Origin of the sequence: Microbispora sp. CSR-4 (assembly GCF_008033685.1) — a bacterium.
GTDB lineage: Bacteria > Actinomycetota > Actinomycetes > Streptosporangiales > Streptosporangiaceae > Microbispora.
Genome location: NZ_VJVX01000001.1, coordinates 601,872 through 623,199, shown reverse-complemented (window position 1 = coordinate 623,199; position 21,328 = coordinate 601,872). Strand labels below are relative to the sequence as shown.

Here is a 21,328-nt window from a genome sequence, read left to right as displayed (position 1 = left end):
CCCGCTGAGAACACAGGCCCGCTGAGAACACAGGCCCGCTGAGAACACCGGCTCGTCGAGAAGAAGTCTGGTGAGCAACCGGTCCCGGCATCGGGCGGCCGGCGCGGGAACGATCCCGCGCCGGCCGCCCGTGTGTGTGACGCAGCATGCCCGCCGCCCGCGTGACGCCGCGTGCCGTTTCCCGCGTTTCTGGCGGGTACGGCGGGCAGGCCGGGGGTCAGGACCAGACGGCGGCGATCGGCTCGGCGAGGGCGGCGGCCTGGTCGAGCCCCGCCGCGAAGGCAGGTCCCCACAGAGCCGGGTCGAGGACGTTCTCGCCGAACACCGCAGTGGAGGCCGCGTCGGGGTGGACGACGTACGACGCGGACGCCCCGGCCTTCGCCATCTCGGCTTCGAGGACGGCCCTGGGGGTCACGTTGCCGAGCGGTTCGAGCACCACGAGGGTGCGTGCGCCCGCCGCGAGGTCGGCGTTGGTCGTGGAGCGGACGCCGCCGTCCACGTACCTGCGGCCGTTGATCTCCACGGGCGGGAAGACCATCGGCACGGCGCAGCTCGACGCGACGGCCAGCACCAGCGGCGCGCCGGAGGACCGGTCCCACACGACGAACTCGCCGGTGGCCGCGTCCACGCTGGTGATCAGCAGCTCGCGCTCGGGCCACTCCTTCACCGGCAGCCGTTCGCCGACCGCCGCGAGCCGGTCGGCGTAGTGGTCGACCCTGGCCGCCAGGGCCATCTGGCCGACCCTGCGGCGGGCCTCCCGCCGGTCGATGTCCGGGTCGAACAGCACGGCGAACGCCTGCATGACCTCGTCCAGGTCGGCGGCCGGGGGCGGGCCGGTGTCCACCTCGACCTGGTGGGCGATCGCCTCCTCCAGGTCGGCGCCGGTGGCCACGAGCGTGCCGACGACGGAGCCTGCCGAGGTGCCGATGATCCGGTCCGCCGTCCCCAGGTCCACGCCGAGACGGCGCAGGCCGGTGACGATCCCCGCTTCCCAGGCGATGCCGGCGACTCCTCCGCCGCCGAGCACGAGAGCAGTAGTCATAACCGGAATTATGTTCCACGAATGCGTGTGCCCGAGCCCGTGGTGAAACCGGTTCCAATTAGTCTGGACGCCAAACTATTGACGGCGCTTCCGCTGGTATGTGACTCTTCCCTTCAGATTTCCATGCACGTGGGAGAAGGACGGTCAGGGTCCCCACCTGATCGTGCATGGCCGGTTGTCCGTGCTCGGAGGGAAAACCGTCCATGCGAAGATTCGCATCCATGCTCGTGGTCGCCGCCGTGGCCCTGGTCACGGCCGTGATCAGAATGAGCCCCGTGTCGGCCGTGGCCGCCGACCCGTACACGTTCAAGAACGTGCAGATCGCCGGTGGAGGCTTCGTCCCCGGCATCGTGTTCAGCCAGGCCCAGAAGGACCTCATCTACGCCCGCACCGACATCGGCGGCGCGTACCGCTGGAACCAGTCCTCCCAGACGTGGACGCCGCTGCTCGACTGGGTCGGCTGGTCCAACTGGGGCTACAACGGCGTCGTAAGCATCGCCCCCGACCCGGTGGACGCCAACAAGGTGTACGCCGCCGTCGGCATGTACACCAACAGCTGGGACCCCAACAACGGCGCGATCCTGCGCTCGTCGAACAAGGGCGACACCTGGCAGGTGAGCCCGCTGCCGTTCAAGCTGGGCGGCAACATGCCCGGCCGTGGCATGGGCGAGCGCCTCGCGGTGGACCCGAACAAGAACAGCATCCTCTACTTCGGCGCGCCCAGCGGCAACGGCCTGTGGCGGAGCACCGACTCCGGCGCCACCTGGTCGAAGGTGACGAACTTCCCCAACGTCGGCAACTACGTCGCCAGCCCCGGTGACGCCTACAACGGCGACAACCAGGGCGTCGTCTGGGTGACCTTCGACAAGCGGACCGGCACGTCGGGCAACGCCACCCAGACGATCTACGTGGGCGTGGCCGACAAGAGCAACACCGTCTATCGCACCACCAACGGCGGCACCTCGTGGGAGCGGGTCGCCGGCCAGCCCACCGGCTACATCGCCCACAAGGGCGTGCTCGACACGACCAACGGCTACCTCTACATCGCCACCAGCGACACCGGCGGCCCGTACGACGGCGCCAAGGGCGACGTGTGGCGCTACGCCACCGCCACCGGCACCTGGACCCAGATCAGCCCGATCCCGTCGAGCAGCGGCGACGACTACTTCGGCTACAGCGGCCTGACCATCGACCGCCAGCACCCCGGCACGATCATGGTCGCCACCCAGGTCTCCTGGTGGCCCGACGCGATCTTCTTCAGGAGCACCGACAGCGGCGCGAACTGGACCCGCATCTGGGACTGGACCTCCTACCCGAACCGCAGCTTCCGCTACAAGATGGACATCTCCGCCGCTCCGTGGCTGACCTTCGGCACGAACCCCCAGCCGCCCGAGGTCACGCCCAAGCTCGGCTGGATGAACGAGTCGGTGGAGATCGACCCGTTCGACTCCGACCGGATGATGTACGGCACCGGCGCGACGATCTACGGCACCACCGACCTCACCAAGTGGGACTCGGGCGGCCAGTTCACCATCAAGCCGATGGTGAAGGGCCTGGAGGAGACCGCCGTGCTCGACCTGATCAGCCCGCCGAGCGGCGCCCCGCTGATCAGCGCGCTCGGCGACCTCGGCGGCTTCCGGCACACCAACCTCGACGCCGTGCCGTCCTCGATGTTCACCCAGCCCGTCTTCACCTCCGGCACCTCGCTCGACTACGCCGAGACCAACCCGAGCGTGATGGTGCGGGCCGGCAACTTCACCGACTCCGACCGCCCGAACGACAGCCACGTGGCGTTCTCCACCGACGGCGGGGCCAACTGGTTCCAGGGCACCGAGCCGGGCGGGATCAACAACGGCGGCACGGTCGCGGCGGCGGCCGACGGCAGCCGCTTCGTCTGGGCCCCCGGCGACCCCGGCATCCAGGTCGTCTACTCCGTCGGCTTCGGCAACAGCTGGACCGCCTCCAGCGGCGTCCCGGCAGGCGCGATCGTCGAGTCCGACCGCGTGAACGCGCAGAAGTTCTACGCCTTCTCGAACGGCAGGTTCTACGTGAGCACCAACGGCGGCGCGAGCTTCAGCGCCACCGCGGCGAGCGGGCTGCCCACCACCGGCGTGCACTTCAAGGCGCTGCCCGGCAAGGAGGGCGACATCTGGCTCGCCGGCGAGGGCGGCCTGTGGCACTCCACCGACTCGGGCGCCTCGTTCACCAAGCTGTCCAACGTCAGCAGCTCGATCAACATCGGCTTCGGCAAGGCGGCGCCCGGCAAGAGCTACCAGGCGCTCTACCTCGCCGGGACCGTGGACGGCGTGCAGGGCCTGTTCCGGTCCGACGACACCGGCGCGAGCTGGGTGCGCATCAACGACGACCAGCACCAGTACGGCAACATGGGCGAGGCCCTGACCGGCGACCCGCGGATCTACGGCCGGGTCTATCTCGGCACGAACGGCCGGGGCATCATCTACGGCGACCGCACCGGCGGCTCCACCCCATCACCGTCGCCGTCGCCGTCCGCGTCTCCGACGAGGTCGCCGTCGCCGAGCCCCTCGGCCTCTCCGTCGACGTCGCCGTCGCCGTCGCCGAGCCCCTCTGCGTCGCCGTCGCGCAGCCCGTCCCCGAGCCCGTCGCCCTCGGCGAGCCCGTCGGGCGGCAAGGCGTGCTCGGCGACGTACACGGTGGTCAACCAGTGGCCGGGCGGCTTCCAGGGCGAGGTCACGGTGACCAACACCGGCGGCTCCTCGATCAGCGGCTGGAGCGTCAAGTGGGCCTTCGCGAACGGCCAGACGATCAGCCAGCTCTGGAACGGCACGGTCAGCCAGTCCGGGGCGAACGTCACCGTCACCAACGTGAGCTACAACGGCTCGGTCGGCGCCGGGGCGTCCACCACGTTCGGGTTCCAGGCGAGCTGGAACGGCACCAACGCCGTCCCGTCGCCCGTGACCTGCACCGCCTCGTGAGGTAGCACCCCAACGGCCGTACGGATGCGCCCCCTCACCAGCGCATCCGTACGGTCCCTCAGTGCCTCGTCCCGTCCTCGCAAGAACAGAGGCGGGGGACGACTACTCGTGGAGCCTGCTGCAGGGCGAGCGCATGACCGGGAATGACCCGGACAACGCGAAGCCCGGGTTCCCGTCAATTCCGGCGGTAAGCCCGGGCTCACTTCCTCTCCCCCTCGCAGGGGGCGGCGTCTGGAAGCATACCTGGGAAGACCGCTCCATATGTCACTGTGAGTGACGTTCATATAGCCTGATGCGGGCGACCGATTGTGCTCAGAGAAAATTGGCGTGCGCCCTGGGCGCGGCCGGGTGTTGCATGAACGGGATGATCGGCGAACCACTGGAACGACTGCGCGCCGCCGCCCGGCGCACGCGTGAACTCGCCCTCAAGCGGGTGAGCACCGGCCTGGGCCACGAGAACGCCGACGACGACGTCGGCACGATCGGCACGGACGGCGCCCTCGGATTCGATCCGTTTCCCCTGCTCGAAGCCCTGCATCGCCACGACGTCCGAGCCGTGGTGATCGGGCAGGTCGCCGGCATCATGCACGGGTCCGCCGAGCTGACCGGCGATCTGGACCTCCTCTGGGACGGCGAGCCGGTCCGCGCCCCGGCCCTGGCGGCCGCCTTCATCTCCCTCGACGCCCGGCTCACCGACGAAACGGGCGTCCCCTTGGCGACTCGTCCGGAGGCTCTGCTCCGCCCCAAGGTGCAGTTCACCGCGCCCGGAGCAAGCGGCGACTGCTGCACTCCCGACCTCCCCTGGGGCGACCTGAATGTCCGGGAGATCCTCGGCAGGGCGGTCACCGCGTACGGCCCGGGCGGCCTGGAGGTTCACTACGTGTCCCGGGAAGACCTCATCCGGATGCGGCGGGCCCTGGGCCGCCCCAAGGACCTCCGGCGAGCGGACGAGCTCGACCGGCTCGCGTGAGACGAGCTGAGCGCGGCATGACCGCTCATCCCCCGAAGCCGGGGTCGGGGCGGAAAAGGGCTGGGCTGGGGCGACGTGAAGGTGATCTAGTGGAGTGGTGACGGGACTGTCGGAGGAGTGGGGCGGGACGGGCTGGGACAGTCAGGCGCGGTCGGTCGATGGGCGGTGGGTGGAGCGCCGTCCCAGGCGGCCGGAGGTCGCCGCGCGGCTGCTCATGGAGACCCGCCTGATGCCGTGGCTCGCACAACGGCTGCCGTTGCCCGTCCCGATCCCTCACGTGCTTCGACAGGAGCCGTTGGTCGTACGGCACGAGATGGTCGCCGGTGAGCCGCTCGCGGCCTTCGACGCCGCGGGCGGACGGACGCTGGGCGCGTTCCTGCGGGCTCTGCACGCGACCGGCCCGGCGCAGGCCGTACGGCGTGGCGCGCCGTCGGCACGGGAAGCGCTGCGGGATCGGGCGGCGACGCTGGAAGACTTCGGCATCCGCGTGATGCCGCTCCTGCCGGACGACCGGAGAGGGGCCGCCTGGGCCTTGCTGGATGCCGTGGCCGCGTCGCCTGCCGATGCCCTGGTCCACGGGGACCTGGGGCCCGAGCATGTGCTGGCGCGGAACGGCGTGGTGAGCGGCGTCATCGACTTCGGCGACGCGCACGTCGGCGATCCGGCGCTCGACCTGGCGTGGGCGCTCCACGGCGCCCCGCCGCTGTTCGCCCGGGCCGTCGCGGCGGAGTACGGCGCCGCGCCGGATCTCGTCGAACGGGCACTGCTGTGGCATCGGCTCGGCCCGTGGCACGAGGTCACGTACGGCCTCGACACCGGTGACCCGGACACGGTGCGCAGCGGGCTCGGGGGCGTCCTCGCCCGCCTTCCCCGTCGAGCCTGTGAGACCGCGTGACGGGTGGGAAAAGGCCCTATGGATGTGACCTTCGACTGGTATGTCCGTGGGGCCCGTCGCATAGCCTTTCCAGGGCGGGCCGTCGGGCCGCGCCTGGACAGGGGTGACTGCGCGAATGGCGATCGGGGTTTACGTCGCGGCCGGCGACGCGAGGAGCAACAAGGGCACGATCGCCCTCGGCATGATCGAACTGCTGACCCGCCAGGTGGGCACTGTCGGCGTGTTCCGGCCGGTCGTCCGGTCGGGCCGCGAGGACAGCCTGGTCAACACCGCGCGCAGCCGTTTCGGGATCGGCCTGCCGTACGCCATGTGCACCGGCGTCACCTACGAGGAGGTGCACGCCGACGAGGAGCGCGCGGCGGGGGAGATCCTGGCCCGTTATCGGGCGCTCGCCGGGCGGTGCGACGCGGTCGTGGTGATCGGCACCGACTACACCGACGTGGGCGCGCCCACCGAGTTCGTGTTCAACGCCGAGCTCGCCGCCAACCTCGGCACGCCGGTGATGAACGTGGTCACCGGGCTCGACCGCACCCCCGACGAGATCGCCGCGGCGGTCGAGATGTCGCGCAAGGAGCTGGCCGAGCGGCACGCCACCGAGCTGGCCACGGTCGTCACGCGGGTCGCCCCCGGCCTGGTGGACGAGGTGGCCGCCCGCGTCCCCGCGTACGTCCTGCCGGAGGTGCGGCGGCTGTCCGCGCCGACGGTCAGCGACCTGATGGCCGCCTGCGACGGCGAGCTGTTCATGGGCGACGCCGACCAGCTCGGCCGGGAGACGGGCGGGCTGATGATCGGCGCGATGTCGCTGCCGAACATCCTGGAGCGCCTCACCGAGGGCCTGGCGGTCGTCGTCCCCGCCGACCGCGCCGCCGCGCTGGTGCCGGGGCTGCTGGCGGCGCACAAGGCCCCCACGTTCCCCGCCCTGTCGGCGATCATCCTCAACGGCGGGCTGGAGCTGCCGGACGCCGTCGTCCGCCTCCTGAAGGGCATGGACATCCGGCTGCCGATCATCACGACCGGCGGCGGCACGTTCGAGACCGCGACCAAGCTGTCGAAGGCCGAGGGCCGGTTCAGCCCGGACGCCAAGGGCAAGATCGACACCGCGCTCGGGGTCTTCGCCGAGCACGTCGACGGCGCGGCGCTGCTGCGCAGCCTGCAGGTCACCAAGGCCGCCGCGATCACCCCGCTCATGTTCGAGTACGACCTGCTGGACCGCGCCCGCGCCGACCGCAGGCACATCGTGCTGCCGGAGGGCGCCGAGCCGCGGATCCTGCGCGCCGCCGACAGCCTGCTGCGCCGGGGGGTCGCCGAGCTGACCCTGCTGGGCGACGAGCGCGAGATCCGGCTGGCGGCGGCCACGATGGGCCTGGCCGTCGACGGCGCCCGCGTGGTCAGCCCGTTCGACCCCGAGCTGCGCGAGCTGTTCGCCGAGGAGTACGCCCGGCTGCGCGCGCACAAGGGCGTGACCGTCGGGCAGGCCCGCGACATCGTCACCGACGTCTCCTACTTCGGCACGATGATGGTCCACCTCGGGCTGGCCGACGGCATGGTCTCGGGCGCCGCCCACACCACCGCCCACACGATCAGGCCGTCGTTCGAGATCATCAAGACCTCGCCGGGCGTCGGCGTCGTGTCCAGCGTGTTCTTCATGTGCCTGGCCGACCGCGTTCTCGTCTACGGCGACTGCGCCGTGGTGCCCGATCCCACGGCCGCCCAGCTCGCCGACATCGCGATCTCGTCGGCCGCCACGGCCGCGAGGTTCGGGGTCGAGCCGCGCGTGGCCATGCTGTCGTACTCGACCGGCGAGTCCGGCGCGGGGCCCGAGGTGGACAAGGTGCGCGAGGCCACCGCGCGGGTGCGCGAGCTGCGGCCGGACCTGCCCGTCGAGGGTCCGATCCAGTACGACGCCGCGGCCGAGCCGAGCGTGGCGCGGACCAAGATGCCCGGCAGCGCGGTGGCCGGGCGGGCGACGGTGTTCGTGGTGCCCGACCTCAACACGGGCAACAACCTCTACAAGGCCGTGCAGCGCAGCGCCGGGGCGGTCGCGATCGGGCCGGTCCTGCAGGGCCTGCGCAAGCCGGTCAACGACCTGTCGCGCGGCGCGACCGTGGGCGACATCGTCAACACCGTCGCGATCACGGCCATCCAGGCGCAGGCGTACGGGGAGACACAATGAGCGCCCACGCGCGACGGGAAGAGCAATGAGCGCGCGGGCGCGGAGAAGGTGCAGGGTGAGCGCGCAGGCGCGGGAGGAGACACGGTGAGCGCGCAGGCGCGATGGGAGGCGGAGTGAGCGGGCAGGTCCTCGTCCTCAACACGGGGTCGTCGTCCATCAAATACCGCCTCATCGACATGGGGTCGCGGCGGGCCGTGGCCGGTGGGGTGATCGAGCGCATCGCCGAGGACGAGAGCGTGCTCACCCACGACGGCGTGCGGACCGAGCGCCGGGTGGCCGACCACGAGGAGGGGCTCAAGGCGGTGCTCGCGGCCTTCGCCGAGCACGGGCCGCCGCTCGACGGCGTGACCGCCGTGGGGCATCGGGTCGTCCACGGCGGCAGCCGGTTCGTCACGCCGGTGCTGATCGACGACGAGGTCGAGCGGGCCATCGAGGAGATGGCGCCGCTGGCGCCGCTGCACAACCCGGCCAACCTGGAGGGCATCCGGGTCGCCCGGCGGGCCTTTCCCGGCCTGCCGCACGTCGCCGTCTTCGACACCGCCTTCCACAGCACGATCCCGCCGCACGCGTACACCTATGCCGTCCCCCGCGAGTGGACCCGCAAGCTGGGGGTGCGCCGCTACGGCTTCCACGGCACCTCCACGGCGTACGTCTCCCGGAGGGCGGCGGCGCTGCTCGGCCGGCCGTACGACGAGGTGAACTCGATCGTGCTGCACCTCGGCAACGGCGCGAGCGCGACGGCGGTGCGCGGCGGGCGCAGCGTGGACACCTCGATGGGAATCACCCCGCTCGCCGGGCTGGTGATGGGCACCCGTTCCGGGGATGTCGACCCGGCTCTGGGGGCTTACCTCGGCCGGGTCGCGGGCATGGATCTCGCCAGTGTCGACGCGGCGCTCAACAAGGAGAGCGGCCTGCTCGGCATGTGCGGCGCCAACGACATGCGGGAGGTGTGGCGGCTGGCCGACTCGGGCGACGCGGACGCCCGGCTCGCGCTCGACGTCTACGGCTACCGCGTGCGGGCCTACATCGGGGCCTACTGTGCGGCGCTCGGCCACGTGGACGCCCTCGTTTTCACCGGCGGGGGGGGGGAGAACAGCCCCCGGGTCCGCGCGCTCGCGACGACCGGGCTCACCAGGCTCGGCATCGAGGTCGATCCCGATCGCAACACCGCCGAGTCGGCGGAGGCGAGGGTGGTCTCACCGGAGGGCGCCGAGGTGGCGGTGCTGGTGGTGCCCACCAACGAAGAACTGGAGATCGCCGAGCAGACCGCCGCCTGCCTCGGGGGCGCGTGAACCCGCCGATCGCCGCGGTCGCGCGCTGGTTATCGTTGGCAGCGAATGGGGGTGAGCCGTGTGGCGACGGCTGAGGACAGTCGTACGGGTGGACACGAGGAGACCGCCGATCGGCCGGGCAGACTCGACCGGATCCGCGCGACTCCCGCGGGCCGGCTGACGCTGCGGATCGTCGTCGGGGTGATCGGGACCGCGCTCGTGGTCACCGGTCTGATCATGGTGCCGTTCCCGGGGCCGGGCTGGCTGGTGGTCTTCGCCGGGCTCGCCGTGCTGGCCACGGAGTTCACCTGGGCGTCGCGGCTGCTGGCGTTCGCCAAGGACAAGGTCATGGCGGCGACCGGCTGGCTGAAGCGGCAGAACTGGTTCGTCCGCATCATCGCGGGCGCGCTCACCCTGCTCATCGCCGCGGCCATCGTCTGGGCGTCGATCCGGCTGACCTTCGGGATCGACCTGATCCACGAGGCCCGCGAGTTCCTGGTCCGGCCCCCGTTGTCGCTGTGATCGGTGCCGACCTCACCGGTGCCGGCCTGATCCACGAGGCTCGCGACCTTCCGGCCTGACCGTCAGGCGCGGGCCAGCCTGCGGATCGCGAGCTCGGTGAGCAGCGTCGCGCCGTCGGACAGGATGGCGTCGTCGAACTCCGCCTCCGCCGAGTGGTTGGCCGGGGCGGTGGCGAGATCGCGGCCGGGCGGGCAGGCGCCGACCACGAGGAACGCCCCCGGCACCCGCTCCAGCACGTACGAGAAGTCCTCCGAGCCGGTCGCCGGGGTGGGCAGCGGGAAGTAGCGGTCCTCACCGAGGGTCTCCCGCACCGTGTGGGCGGCGAACTCCGCCTCGGCGTCATCGTTCACCGTCACCGGATAGCCGATGCCGAACGCGCACTCGACGGTGAGGCCGTGCGCCTCGCCGATGCCGCGGGCGAGCCTGACCAGGCCCTCCCTGACGCGGTCGCGCGCGCCGGCCGAGAAGGTGCGTACGGTGGCCTCGAAGACGGCCTCGTCCGGGATCACGTTGTCGGTGGTGCCGGCGTGGAAGCTGCCCACCGTCACCACGACCGGGTCGAACACGTCGTAGCCGCGGGTCACGTGGGTCTGCAGGGCCGTCACGATCTCGCAGGCGGCGGGGATCGGGTCGAGGGCGCGGTGCGGCGAGGACCCGTGGCCGCCTCTGCCGCGCACGGTCACGGTCAGCGTGTCGGCCGCGGCCAGCACGGGCCCGCCCCTGGTCAGGAACAGCCCGCGCGGGATCGTCGTGGCGAAGACGTGCATGCCGTACGCCGCGACGGCCCTGGCCCCGGCCGCGTCGAGCACGCCCTCCTCGATCATCAGCCGGGCGCCCTCGTCGCCCTCCTCGCCCGGCTGGAACATCAGCACCACGTCTCCGGCGAGGTCGGCGCGGCGCTCGGTGAGCAGGCGGGCGGCCCCCACCAGCATGGCCGTGTGCAGGTCGTGGCCGCAGGCGTGCATGCGGCCGTCGAACCGCGACCGGTAGGGCACGTCGGTCTTCTCCTGCACCGGCAGCGCGTCCATGTCGGCGCGCAGCAGTACGGCGGGGCCGGGGGGGCCGCCGCGCAGGACCGCGGTCACCGATGACAGACGCTGGCCGGTGGTGATCTCCAGGGGCAGGCCGTCGAGCGCCGCGAGCACCTTCTCCTGCGTGCGGGGCAGGTCGAGGCCGATCTCCGGCTCCCGGTGCAGCGCGCGGCGAAGCTCGACGAGGTCATCCTGAAGGGTCATGGCTCACCTTGGCGCGGAGCGGGCGGAAGGGCGGAGACGGAGGCCGTGAGGTCAGAGGTAGAGGCCGGTGCCGTGGTCGGTCTGCTGTGTCGCCACGGCGTGCAGGTCGCGCTCGCGCAGCACCAGGTAGAGCTGGCCCTGGACCTCGACCTCGTACTGGTCCTCAGGGTTGAACAGGACCTTGTCGCCGGCCTTGACCGACCTGACGTTGGCGCCCGCGCCGCACACCTCGCCCCAGACGAGCCGGTTGGCCATCTTGACCGTGGCCGGGATGACGATGCCCGCGCTGCTGCGCCGCTCCTCGGAGTCCCGCTGAACCCTGACCATCACGCGGTCGTGGAGCATCTGGATCTCGAACTTCGGGTCAGCCACGCTCGCAGTTTACGCGCAGCGGACCCGGGCGCCGTCATCGGAGGTGCACCCCCTGCGGGGGCTCAGCGGTGGCCCATGGCCAGCTTGTATCCCGTTCCCGAGTGGCGGTAGACGCCGCCCTTGCCCCACTTCAGCACCTGGAACCGTACGTGGACGGTGTTGGAGGCGACGCCCGTCAGGTCGGCCATCATCCTCTCGGACACGTCGACGATCGCCGGGATGTCGTGCTGGGCGACGGCCCACTCGGTCGGGCCGAAGTCGTCGACGACGCCGATCGCGCTCTTCTTCTTGTACGTGATCCGCACCCTGGTGCCGAGGGGCCAGTAGGGGCTGGCGATGGTCCGGTAGCGCATCGGCCTGCCCGACGCGGTCTGGGCGTCCCAGAAGGACGTGGCGGTGGCGACGCCGGAGGGCATGGAGGCGGCCTTCTTCGTCTTGGCGGGCGTCGTCTTCGCTTGCGCCGTCTTCGCTTGCGCCGTCTTCGCTTGCGCCGTCTTCGCTTGCGCCGTCTTGGCGGGCGCCGTCTTGGCGTACGCCGAGCGGAGGGCCGCGTTGAACGCCGCGCCCAGAAAGGCCAGGTTGCCGAGGACCGGGCGGGCGGCGTCCGCGGAGGCGGTGGGCACCGTCGGAGGGACCGGCGCGGGGGAGGGAGCCTGAGGGATCACCGAGGCGTCCGCGGCGGCGGCCGTGCAGGCGACGAAGGTGGTTCCGGTCATCGCCATGATGATCACCTGACGGGCTCGCATGCGCATGAGGTTCCTTTCGTCTCGATCGCGGGGCGGCCCTCGGGGGAGCGGGGCCTCGCGTCGCCGAGGAGGCCCGGCTGGCCGGCGGGCTCCGTACGCGCGCCCGCGGATGGCGGAGCAGCCCTCGGAAGGAGGGGGGAGGCTCCGGTAGCGGGGCCGCGCGTTCCCTGGGGAAGGGGATACGACGGTTTTGCGATGTACGGGATTTATAGGGGCAAAGGTGATGTGAGGCACGAGTATAAGGAAAGAGTGAGTAAAGTGGACAAATCGATCTAAAAGGCACGTAGATCGTCCTTGACGTAGGGCCTTGCCGAGCGCTCTGATGGCACGATCGGTCAAAGCGGCGGCAAGGGGGCGGCATGGCGTTCGACGGCTTCACGTGGATCAACGAGCCCGCCGAATGGTCGCAGTCCGGGGACGGCCTGCGGGCCGTAGCGCGCGCCCAGACCGACCTGTGGCAGCAGACGCACTACGGCTACTCGTACGACACCGCCCACATGTTCGGCCGCCAGGTCGCCGGGGACGCGCGGCTGACCGTGACGTTCGAGGCCGGCTACGCCGAGCAGTACGACCAGGCCGGGGCCGTGCTGCGGATCGACGAGCAGAACTGGATCAAGGCGGGGGTCGAGTTCGTCGACGGCGGCCACCAGCTCAGCGTCGTCGTCACCCGCGGCTTCTCCGACTGGTCGGTCACGCCCGCGCCCGCCGGGCTCGTCTCCGCGACGTTCGACCTCGAACGAGCGGGCGACGCCGTGACCGTCCGATACGGCGTGAACGGCGCGGAGCCGGACCACCTGCTGCGCCTGGCCTACTTCCCGCCGGACACGCCGGCCCTCGCCGGGGTCATGTGCGCCGCCCCGGTGGGCAAGGGCTTCGAGACCCGCTTCACCCGCGTGTCGCTCAGGTAGCCCCGAGGCCGCGGCGGCGTTCGCGATCGGGGTGTGGTGGTCCGGGGCGGAGCCGCGGTTCGCCTTCCCCCGTCCGAACGGGCCCGGGGCCTAAGTCGTGGTCGTGGGCAGCACCAGCTCGGCGAAGATCGCCCGGTGGTCGGTCGCCGGCAGCCGGTGGACGCCGAACGCCCGCACCGCGACGCGCGGGTCCACGAGCACGTGGTCGATGGTGACGGGCGGCACCGGCAGGCCGCCGAAGTCCGACGACCTCCGGTAGGGCCAGGTGCCGGCCAGGCCCTTGCCGGTCGCGTCGGCCGCGTCCCGGTAGCCCGCGTCGAGCAGGCGCCGGACCGGGGCGTGGTCGAGCGTCGCGTTGAAGTCGCCCGACAGGATCCGTACGGTCTCGCCCGGGGCGGGCAGCGAGGCGAGCGACCTCGACCAGCACCTGAACCGGGACGCATAGCGCGGCGCGCACGGGTGCACGGACACGATGGAGACGGGCCCGGCGCCGGGCACGTCGATGATCCCCGCCGCCTGCCGGCGGCCGTTCACCGTCGTGAGCTCCTCCGGCCGCAGGGGAAACCGGGTGAAGAGCCCGGAGCCGCTGGCGCCCTCCTCGGCCCGGTCGTCCCCGTACGGCAGGAGCGTGCGCAGGCCCGCCGCACGCAGGCCCGCCGACGCCTGCGGGGTCAGCTCCTGCAGCGTCAGGACGTCGGGGCGCAGCCGCCGCACGAGGTCTACGAGCGCGGCGGGCGGCACCGAGCCGTAGAGCAGGTTGGCCGACAGGATCCGCAGGGCCGGGCCGGCGTCCCCGGCCGCCCGCACGCCGGGGCCGGCCGAGGCGCGCGCGGACGCGTCCGACAGCGCGCGCGGCAGCACGCAGGCCGCGAGCGTCGCGGTGACCACGAGGCCCGCGACCAGCGCCGCCGGACGCCGCACGAGCAGCGCGACCAGTGGCGCGACGACCGAGGCGAGGGCGACGTACGGCGTGAACGCCACCAGCTGCACCCACCGGAAATGGACGTCGCCGGGCACGAGCCGCAGCACGGCCCACAGCGCGAACGGGGCGACCAACGGCCACGCGATCAGGCCGCGCCAGACCCCCGGGCGCCCCACCCAGCCGGCTGTCAGTCTCCCCATCCCGGACTCCTTCCCGAAAGATCCACCGTACGACGGACTGCACGTGCATTCCTGGGCTCCACGCCGGGCGGTGGCAGGCCGTACAGTCTCCGCCATGGATGTCGAAGCGAGAGTCCTGGACGCCGTCGACGAGGCGGAGACCGTGCGCCTGCTGGCCGACCTGGTGCGGGTGCCGAGCGTCACCGGCACCGACGCCGAGTCGGACCTGCAGGACAGATGTGCCCGCATGCTCACCGAATGGGGCCTCGACGTCGACATGTGGAAGCTCGACCTCGACGATCTCCGCTCCCGCGAGGGGTTCCCCGGCACGGAGGCGGAGCGCGCCGAGGGATACGGCGTCGTCGGCGTCACCGAGGGCGAGGGCACGCCCGCGCTGATCCTCCAGGGGCACGCCGACGTCGTGCCGATCGGCGACCCGGCCAAGTGGGAGGGGCAGGACCCCTTCGGCGCCCGCCTCACCGCGACCACCCTGCACGGCCGGGGCGCCTGCGACATGAAGGCCGGTCTGGCCGCCAACCTCGCCGTGGTGCGCGCGCTGCGTGCGACCGGGGTGCGGCTCGCGCGCCCCCTGGCCGTCCACTGCGTGGTCAGCGAGGAGGACGGCGGGCTCGGCGCGTTCGCCACCCTGGCCAGGGGCCACACCGGGGAGGCGGCCGTGATCACCGAGCCGACGAGCGGGAAGCTGATCACCGCCAACGCCGGGGCGCTGACCTTCCGCCTGGAGGTCGCCGGCCGGGCCGCGCACGGCGCCACCCGCTATGAGGGGGTCAACGCCGTCGAGGCGTTCATACCGGTGCTCCAGGCCGTCCGGCGGCTCGAACGCGAGCGCAACGCCGATCCCGATTCTCTGTTCGCGGGCAACCCGCTGCCGTACCCGATCGAGATCGGCACCGTGCGCGCGGGCGACTGGGCGAGCACGGTGCCCGACCTGCTCGTGGCCGAGGGACGGCTGGGCGTGCGGCTCGACGAGGACCCGGCCGCCGCCCGCGCCGCCCTGGAGCGCGCCCTCGCCGACCTGGACGACCCCTGGCTGCGGGACAACCCCGTGCGCGTCACCTGGCCGGGCGGGCAGTTCGCCAGCGGCCGGCTGCCCGAGGGACACCCGCTGGCGGAGGAGGCGGCCCGGGCGGTGGCCGACGTGACCGGGGCGCGGCCGGGCCGCACCGCCGCGCCGTACGGGAGCGACCTGCGCCTGTACGCGGCGGCGGGCGTGCCGACCCTGCACTACGGGCCGGGCGACGTGAGGTTCGCGCACGCCCCGCGGGAGCAGGTCGACCTGCGGGAGCTTCATGATGTCACCCGCGCTCTCGCCCTGCTGGTCCTGCGCCGCTGCGGCGTCCGCTGACCGTCGTTCGCTGATGGTGAGTCAGCAGTCGGCGGTGACCGAGGCGATCTCGTTGAGCGGGAACTCCAGGTAGTCGCCGGCCTCCTCGCACCACGCGTCGAGCACGCCGCTGCGCAGCTCGCCGTGGCTGACCGTGGCGGTGACCCCGTCGGCCAGCGTGATCATGGCGCGGACGTCGCGGTCCACGACGAAGCCGAGCAGCGACTGCTGCGCCGCGGGCAGCCGGGTCGCCATGCGCCCGATGACGGCCCACGTCTGGCGGGGCTGCGCCGCCGCCGCCACCGGGCCGCCGCTGACCAGCAGCCGTCTGGCGTGCTCACGCGGGTCAGGTGGGGGCTCCAGCAGCGGTCCTGACGGTTCGAGCTCGGCGACCCGCCCGCCGGGCAGGAGGATCAGCCGCCCGCCCTGCGGCTCGCGCCGGACGGTGATCTCCCCGGTGTCGTCCACCGGCACCGGGGCGTAGCCCGCCTCCCTGAGCGCGGCCAGCGTGGCCGCGGCGGGCGTCGCGCCCGCGAGCACGGTCGGCGCCAGCAGCCGCAGGCCCAGCTTGGCCAGTTTGCGGTGCGCGGCGATCTCGGCGAGCAGCGCGGGGTCGGAGCCCTGGACGATGCAGCCGACCGACGACACCGTGACCTCGCCGTGCCGTCGCGCCACGTCCCTGATCAGGTAGGTCAGCGGCTGGGGGAGCGTGCCGGCCTCCGACAGGTCGGCGATGAGCGTGTCGGCCGTGTCCCCGCCGTCCAGGGCCCGCCGTACGCTCGCGGGGCTGAACCGCCAGACCGACGCCGTGCCCTGCGACTCGCGGTCGGCGGCGCGGTCGAGCAGCGCGGCGAGCTCGACCGACGGCGGGCCGGTGACCACGGCGGTGAGATCGGCGCCGAACAGGGCGGTGCGCTGGGCGCTCGCCATGGCGTGTGTGGCGGCCTTCGCCAGCGCGGGGTCGTGCTCGACCTCGGGCACGCATTCGCGCGTCTCGTCCCCGGCCACGGCCGCGAGCGGGGCCAGTGCCCGGCCCAGGGCGGTGAGCGTGTCGCAGGCCACGAGCCCCAGCAGGCGTGCCTCGTCGAGCACGGCCGCCGCGCAGCCGTCCAGCAGTTCGCGGTCGAGCAGCGGGGCGCGCCAGTGCACCCGCTGCACGAGCTCCGGCAGCGTCGCGAAGGCCCTGCCCTCCGGGATCTCGGCGAGCGCAGCGAACAGGGCCCACCGGATCCTGGCGATCGTCTCGCCGGCCGGGTCGTCGCCGAGCGCGGCGGGGTGGCGGCCGTCCACCCGGCGCAGCGACGAGCGCTCCATCCGCCACCACGCGGCCAGCAGGACGCGCAGCCGCATGGGCGCCTCCTCCAGCCGCCACGCGTCGTAGCGGGCGGCCGGCGTCAGCCCGCCCGCCTCCTCGTCGATCGCGATCAGCCGGGCGACCGCGCAGACCTCGAGCAGCAGCCGGGTCTCGTCCTCGGCGCAGCCGGTCTCCCTGGCCAGGCGCTTGATCTCCCGCACGCCGACCCCGCCGTTCTTGAGCAGCGGCAGCGGCGTCTTGTCGATGTTCTCCAGCAGCGCCGTGGCCCGGTCGAGCACGTGCGGCGCGGCCAGGCACATCGCGTGCTCGACGCCGTCGGCGTCCGCCTCGGCCGTGGCCAGGTCGGGCGGGTAGGGCGTGAACGGCCCGCGGTAGTCGGGCCCGCGCAGCGCGAGCGCGACCTCGCGGGGCATCTCCGCCAGGTCCCACTGGGTGCGGAAGAGCAGGCCGCGGTCGAGGGCCCACTTCTCCGGCGTGCCCGGGGTGATGAACCGGTTGCCGTTCACGCTGCGGACCGGGCCGTCCCAGGCGAAGTCGTCGAGCATGCCGAGCGTGCCGTCGGGGGCGTCGTCGAGCAGCGCGCCCAGGCGCTCGCAGTCGCCGAGCAGCGCGGTGATCCGGGCGATCACCTGGCGCCTGCCGCCGTGCGGGGACAGGTCGAGCACGCGGCACATGCGGCGCAGCGCGTCGGTGCTGAGCTTCCAGGAGTCGAGGTACGCGCCGAGCGGCTCGCCCAGGCCGCAGGGCGCGGTCCACCAGCGGGCGACGGCGTCGGCCACGGTGATCCTGCCGTCGCGGCCGGGCCAGGCGACGGCGTGGTCGTAGAGGTGGTCGAGCCAGGGGATCACCGCCGAGGTGCTCACCCCGAGGAACCGGGCCAGCTCGTCCTCCGTCGGACGGCCGCCGATGACCAGGCACGCCTGCAGGAGTTCGAGCGGGGGGAGGGGGAGGCCGCGCATGACCTCCATGACGGCGAAGGTGTCGGTCAGACGCTGCGCGAGAGCGTCCAGGCGCCGGGGCCACGGCGCGGCGATCGCGTCCGGCCGGTTGGCCAGCACGCGGGCGAGCCTGTCTTCGTCAAGACTGGTCAGCCAGCCGATTAGGTGATCGTCCATCGTAGATCTCTCGGGAGTCCCAGGAAGCCACCGTAGTGCAGATCACCGTCTTGCCGGGGTCCGTGGGCGAACAAAGAGCGCAAAGTCACGGATCCCGAGATCACGATATTTCTCCGCCGATCGCTGGGGAACGAGCACGCCGCCGGGCCGTCACGGCCCGCGCTCAGCCCATCATCGCGCGCCGCGCCCGGCCTCAGGGGCGGTTCCGGAGAATCCGGGCCGCCGGCCGGAGGGCGCTCCCATGCATTCCGGGCTGCACGGGAGCGCTCTTCGGCCGGCGGACCATGACCGGCGATAGGTAGATCTGGCGATCTGGTTAGGTTTTCCGGCACCCCGGGCGGGAGGGCCGGAACTCCCGCTCCGGCCGGCGCTCCTGGTCCGGCCGGTGCTTCTGGCCCGGGACGGCCGGGACCTACGGCGAAGCGCGTGGCCCCGCCGTCCGCCCGCGGGCCGGTGGTCAGGCCGCCAGTACGGCCCACACCGCCTTGCCCTGCGGGACGAGCGGGCACCATCCCCAGCACACGCTCAGCGATTCCACGATGTGCAGCCCGAGGCCGCCCGGCTCGAAGGGCGTGGGATCCCGCAGCACCGGCGCGGACGACCCGGGGTCGGTGATCGCGCAGGTCACGAGCCCTCCCCGCCGGATCAGCGACAGTCGCATGGCCTCTCGCACGCGGCCGTCGCCGAGCGTCATGCCGTGCCGCAGGGCGTTGGTGACCAGTTCCGAGACGACCAGTTCCATCCCGTCGAGCAGGTCGGCCAGCTGCCAGCCCGCGAGGGTCCCCGCGGCGAAGCTGCGCGCCGAGTGAACCGATTCCGCACGGGGTGGCAGGACGAAGGTGGCGCTGGCGGTGGCCGACCCGGGTTCGAGGAGATCGCGTGCCGGCTCCGGCCACCAGCCGATGGGAGGCCACCAGTCGAGCGCCGACCACTGGTTCTGGCCACGAGTCAGGTTCGTGGACTGCACGGGATCATGATGATGGACACTCCCGTGCATGTGCAAGAGCGAATGCACGTGCAAGCGTGTTGTGCACGCGCTACGGTTACCCCCGAACACCACTGGGACGAAGGGGGCGATCTTTGACAGACTGTGAACCAGTCCACAAAGCGGAGGAATAGCACGTGTCCATAGATCCGCCCGGATCCGGTTCCACCGTCCGGCGCATCATGCTCGGCGCGAGCCTGCGCCGGCTGCGTGAGCAACGGGGCTTGACCCGTGAGGTCGCCGGATTCCACATCCGTGCCTCGGAGTCGAAGATCAGCCGGATGGAGCTCGGCCGGGTCGGGTTCAAAACACGTGACGTCGAAGACCTCCTCACGCTGTACGGCGTCCACGACGACGCCGAGCGGCGTGGCCTGCTGGAGATGGTCCGCGAGGCGAACACGCCGGGGTGGTGGCACAAGTTCGGCGAGGTGCTGCCGAACTGGTTCGTCACCTACATCGGCCTGGAGGAGGCCGCCAGCGTGATCCGCACCTACGAGGTGCAGTTCGTGCCCGGCCTGCTGCAGACGGCGGAGTACGCCCGCTCGGTGATCATGCTCGGTTATCCGGACGCCACGGAGGACGAGCTCGAACAGCGCGTCCATCTGCGGCTGCAGCGGCAGGAACGGCTCACGCGCAAGGACGGCCCCCGGCTGTGGGCCGTCATCGACGAGGCGGCGCTCAGGCGGCCCATCGGAGGGAGTGCGACGATGCGGGAACAGCTCCAGCATCTGCTGGAGGTGTCCACGCTGCCGAACATCACCCTTCAGGTGATGCCCCTCCGCTATGGGATGCACGCGGCCGAGGGAGGCGCGTTCACCATCCTCCGCTTCCCGGAGTCCGACCTTTCGGACGTGGTCTACGTCGAGCAGCTCTGGGGTGCGCTCTACCTGGACAAACGTGAGGACATCGATCCCTACCTCACGGCCATGGAGCAGCTGTGCGTGGAGAGCACCACGCCCGGCGGCACTGCCGAGATCCTCGGCGAACTTCTCAGAGAGACATAAATGCACGCATATAACGGGATGCCCGCAACCGACATCGCCGGGGTCACCTGGCGGAAAAGCGCCCACAGCAACTCGACCGGCAACTGCGTGGAGCTGGCCGAGCTTCCCGACGGCAGCGTGGCCGTCCGGAACTCCCGCTATCCCGACGGGCCGGCCCTCATCTACACACGCGACGAGATACGAGCCCTGGTGCTCGGGGTCAAGGACGGCGAGTTCGACGGCCTCCTGGTGTGATCGACTGGTGTGACCGACTCGTGTGATCGACTGGTGTGATCGGAATGGTCCGACCGGCTCCGGGGACGGCCCCGCGTTCACCCGTGTCTCACGCGTGTAACGTCACGACGCGGGAGGCGTAACACGGATCCGGCAGAGTGGGTCCTCAAGAAAGCTCACAAGGGGGACCCAGTGCTGGACCAGATGACTCTCTACCCGGTGGCCGACGACGTGCTGTTCGCACCCGGAGGCCGCGTGGTGATCCGCACCTACGGAGTCGCCGCGCCGGCCGACCCGGCGAACGGGCAGCCGAGGTCGGTGGCCTACCGGACGTGGGTCACCGGGGTACGGGAGCAGCCCAGGTACTGGCGGGGGGGGCACTTCGAAGACGCCCGGCGCGGCCACCGCAAGGTCCTGGAATGGCTCACCGGCCGAGGTCCGCAGCCCCAGCAGGTCGCCCAGGTGGACGCTGCGTGACGCCCGGGTCCCGGGTGCGCGTGACTCGGGCCGTCGCGTCGTCAGGCCGGCACATTCCAGTGGAGCAGGACGGGCTCGTCGTGCTCGTGGCCGAGGACGGAGTACGTCCCGGTGTCGAGCCGGAAGAGCCTGCCGTGATCGGCGGGCAGCGACAGCCAGCGGGCCGCCAGCACACGCAGCATGTGGGCGTGCGCGACGACCAGCACGTCCCCGTCCGCCGGGCGGATCCGGGCGAGCACCTTGTCCGCCCGTTCCCCGACGTGCTCCACGGTCTCGCCCGGGTGCGCCTCGTCTCCCGGGATCACGCCGTCGCGCCAGACGTACCAGCCGGGGCGTGACCGGCGGATCTCGGCGGTGGTGATGCCCTCGTAGCCGCCGTAGTCCCACTCCCACAGGTTCGGGTCCACCTCGTACCGCCCGGCGCCGGCCAGCTCGGCCGTACGGCGGGCCCGCTGTGCGGGACTGACGAGGACCAGCGCGAAGGACCGGCCCGCCACCAGGCGGGACAGCGCCCGTGCCTGCTCCTCGCCGTGGGGTGTCAGCGGCAGGTCGGTGCGGCCCGTGTGCCGCCCGGCCCTGCTCCACTCGGTCTCGCCGTGCCTCAACAGGATGACGTTCATAGAGCGTCCATCTTGCCCGTACGTCCGATTTCACCCGCGACGGGCCCCCTTGACCACCCGCCCGC

Annotated in this window: 19 protein-coding genes; 11 read left to right on the top strand and 8 right to left on the bottom strand. The window is 72.1% G+C overall.

The annotated features are described in order from the left end of the window. Positions 1–217: 217 nt before the first annotated feature. A complete protein-coding gene (locus FLV34_RS02900; RefSeq protein WP_147942276.1) occupies positions 218–1,042 on the bottom strand; it encodes a patatin-like phospholipase family protein in 825 nt (274 codons plus the stop codon). A 203-nt stretch (positions 1,043–1,245) separates the two neighbouring features. On the opposite strand from FLV34_RS02900, the gene FLV34_RS02895 reads away from it, so the two are divergent. From FLV34_RS02895 to FLV34_RS02870, 6 genes are all read left to right on the top strand, one after another. Beyond that, the gene (locus FLV34_RS02895; protein WP_147942275.1) at positions 1,246–3,996 is read left to right on the top strand and encodes a cellulose-binding domain-containing protein; all 2,751 of its coding nucleotides are present in this window, start codon (positions 1,246–1,248) and stop codon (positions 3,994–3,996) included. 355 nt (positions 3,997–4,351) lie between these two features. After that, complete coding sequence (locus tag FLV34_RS02890; protein WP_147942274.1) at positions 4,352–4,966, top strand: hypothetical protein; 615 nt, start codon at positions 4,352–4,354, stop codon at positions 4,964–4,966. Between the two features lie 97 nt (positions 4,967–5,063). Beyond that, the gene (locus FLV34_RS02885; RefSeq protein ID WP_221889842.1) at positions 5,064–5,861 is read left to right on the top strand and encodes a phosphotransferase; all 798 of its coding nucleotides are present in this window, start codon (positions 5,064–5,066) and stop codon (positions 5,859–5,861) included. A 115-nt stretch (positions 5,862–5,976) separates the two neighbouring features. Beyond that, a complete protein-coding gene (gene pta / locus FLV34_RS02880; protein WP_147942273.1) occupies positions 5,977–8,034 on the top strand; it encodes a phosphate acetyltransferase in 2,058 nt (685 codons plus the stop codon). Between the two features lie 113 nt (positions 8,035–8,147). Next, positions 8,148–9,326, top strand: a complete 1,179-nt coding sequence (locus FLV34_RS02875; protein WP_147942272.1) for an acetate/propionate family kinase — start codon at positions 8,148–8,150, stop codon at positions 9,324–9,326. A gap of 60 nt (positions 9,327–9,386) precedes the next feature. Continuing rightward, on the top strand, positions 9,387–9,827 hold the full coding sequence (locus FLV34_RS02870) for a TIGR02611 family protein (RefSeq protein WP_260616987.1): 441 nt from the start codon (positions 9,387–9,389) through the stop codon (positions 9,825–9,827). A 62-nt stretch (positions 9,828–9,889) separates the two neighbouring features. On the opposite strand, the gene FLV34_RS02865 is transcribed toward FLV34_RS02870, so the two are convergent. From FLV34_RS02865 to FLV34_RS02855, 3 genes are all read right to left on the bottom strand, one after another. Beyond that, on the bottom strand, positions 9,890–11,062 hold the full coding sequence (locus FLV34_RS02865; RefSeq protein ID WP_147942271.1) for a M20 family metallopeptidase: 1,173 nt from the start codon (positions 11,060–11,062) through the stop codon (positions 9,890–9,892). Between the two features lie 51 nt (positions 11,063–11,113). Further along, positions 11,114–11,434: a co-chaperone GroES gene (locus FLV34_RS02860; protein ID WP_142644801.1), complete on the bottom strand. Its 321-nt coding sequence runs from the start codon at positions 11,432–11,434 to the stop codon at positions 11,114–11,116. A gap of 62 nt (positions 11,435–11,496) precedes the next feature. Then, a complete protein-coding gene (locus FLV34_RS02855; RefSeq protein WP_147942270.1) occupies positions 11,497–12,180 on the bottom strand; it encodes a hypothetical protein in 684 nt (227 codons plus the stop codon). Positions 12,181–12,539: 359 nt separating this feature from the next. Here FLV34_RS02855 and FLV34_RS02850 point away from each other — a divergent pair, with 359 nt between their 5' ends. Continuing rightward, a complete protein-coding gene (locus FLV34_RS02850) occupies positions 12,540–13,088 on the top strand; it encodes a DUF1349 domain-containing protein (RefSeq protein ID WP_142644802.1) in 549 nt (182 codons plus the stop codon). A gap of 90 nt (positions 13,089–13,178) precedes the next feature. Here FLV34_RS02850 and FLV34_RS02845 read toward each other — a convergent pair whose 3' ends face one another. Then, complete coding sequence (locus tag FLV34_RS02845; protein WP_222709389.1) at positions 13,179–14,210, bottom strand: endonuclease/exonuclease/phosphatase family protein; 1,032 nt, start codon at positions 14,208–14,210, stop codon at positions 13,179–13,181. A gap of 94 nt (positions 14,211–14,304) precedes the next feature. Between FLV34_RS02845 and FLV34_RS02840 the strand changes: the two genes are divergently transcribed. Then, positions 14,305–15,555, top strand: a complete 1,251-nt coding sequence (locus tag FLV34_RS02840; RefSeq protein ID WP_147942269.1) for an ArgE/DapE family deacylase — start codon at positions 14,305–14,307, stop codon at positions 15,553–15,555. 21 nt (positions 15,556–15,576) lie between these two features. Here FLV34_RS02840 and FLV34_RS02835 read toward each other — a convergent pair whose 3' ends face one another. Both FLV34_RS02835 and FLV34_RS02830 read right to left on the bottom strand, forming a co-directional pair. Then, positions 15,577–17,964 carry a helicase-associated domain-containing protein gene (locus FLV34_RS02835; RefSeq protein ID WP_147942268.1) on the bottom strand — a complete coding sequence of 796 codons (2,388 nt, stop codon included), beginning with the start codon at positions 17,962–17,964 and terminating at the stop codon, positions 15,577–15,579. Positions 17,965–18,421: 457 nt separating this feature from the next. Then, positions 18,422–18,931: an ATP-binding protein gene (locus tag FLV34_RS02830; protein WP_260616989.1), complete on the bottom strand. Its 510-nt coding sequence runs from the start codon at positions 18,929–18,931 to the stop codon at positions 18,422–18,424. Between the two features lie 200 nt (positions 18,932–19,131). Here FLV34_RS02830 and FLV34_RS02825 point away from each other — a divergent pair, with 200 nt between their 5' ends. The 3 genes from FLV34_RS02825 to FLV34_RS02815 all read left to right on the top strand — a co-directional run bounded on the left by FLV34_RS02825 (position 19,132) and on the right by FLV34_RS02815 (position 20,643). Continuing rightward, complete coding sequence (locus FLV34_RS02825; protein ID WP_142645196.1) at positions 19,132–19,953, top strand: helix-turn-helix transcriptional regulator; 822 nt, start codon at positions 19,132–19,134, stop codon at positions 19,951–19,953. Beyond that, positions 19,954–20,187: a DUF397 domain-containing protein gene (locus tag FLV34_RS02820; RefSeq protein ID WP_030508262.1), complete on the top strand. Its 234-nt coding sequence runs from the start codon at positions 19,954–19,956 to the stop codon at positions 20,185–20,187. A 171-nt stretch (positions 20,188–20,358) separates the two neighbouring features. Further along, the gene (locus FLV34_RS02815) at positions 20,359–20,643 is read left to right on the top strand and encodes a hypothetical protein (protein WP_147942267.1); all 285 of its coding nucleotides are present in this window, start codon (positions 20,359–20,361) and stop codon (positions 20,641–20,643) included. A gap of 41 nt (positions 20,644–20,684) precedes the next feature. On the opposite strand, the gene FLV34_RS02810 is transcribed toward FLV34_RS02815, so the two are convergent. Continuing rightward, positions 20,685–21,263, bottom strand: coding sequence for a histidine phosphatase family protein (locus FLV34_RS02810; protein ID WP_142644807.1), 579 nt, complete (start codon positions 21,261–21,263; stop codon positions 20,685–20,687). Between the last annotated feature and the right edge of the window lie 65 nt (positions 21,264–21,328).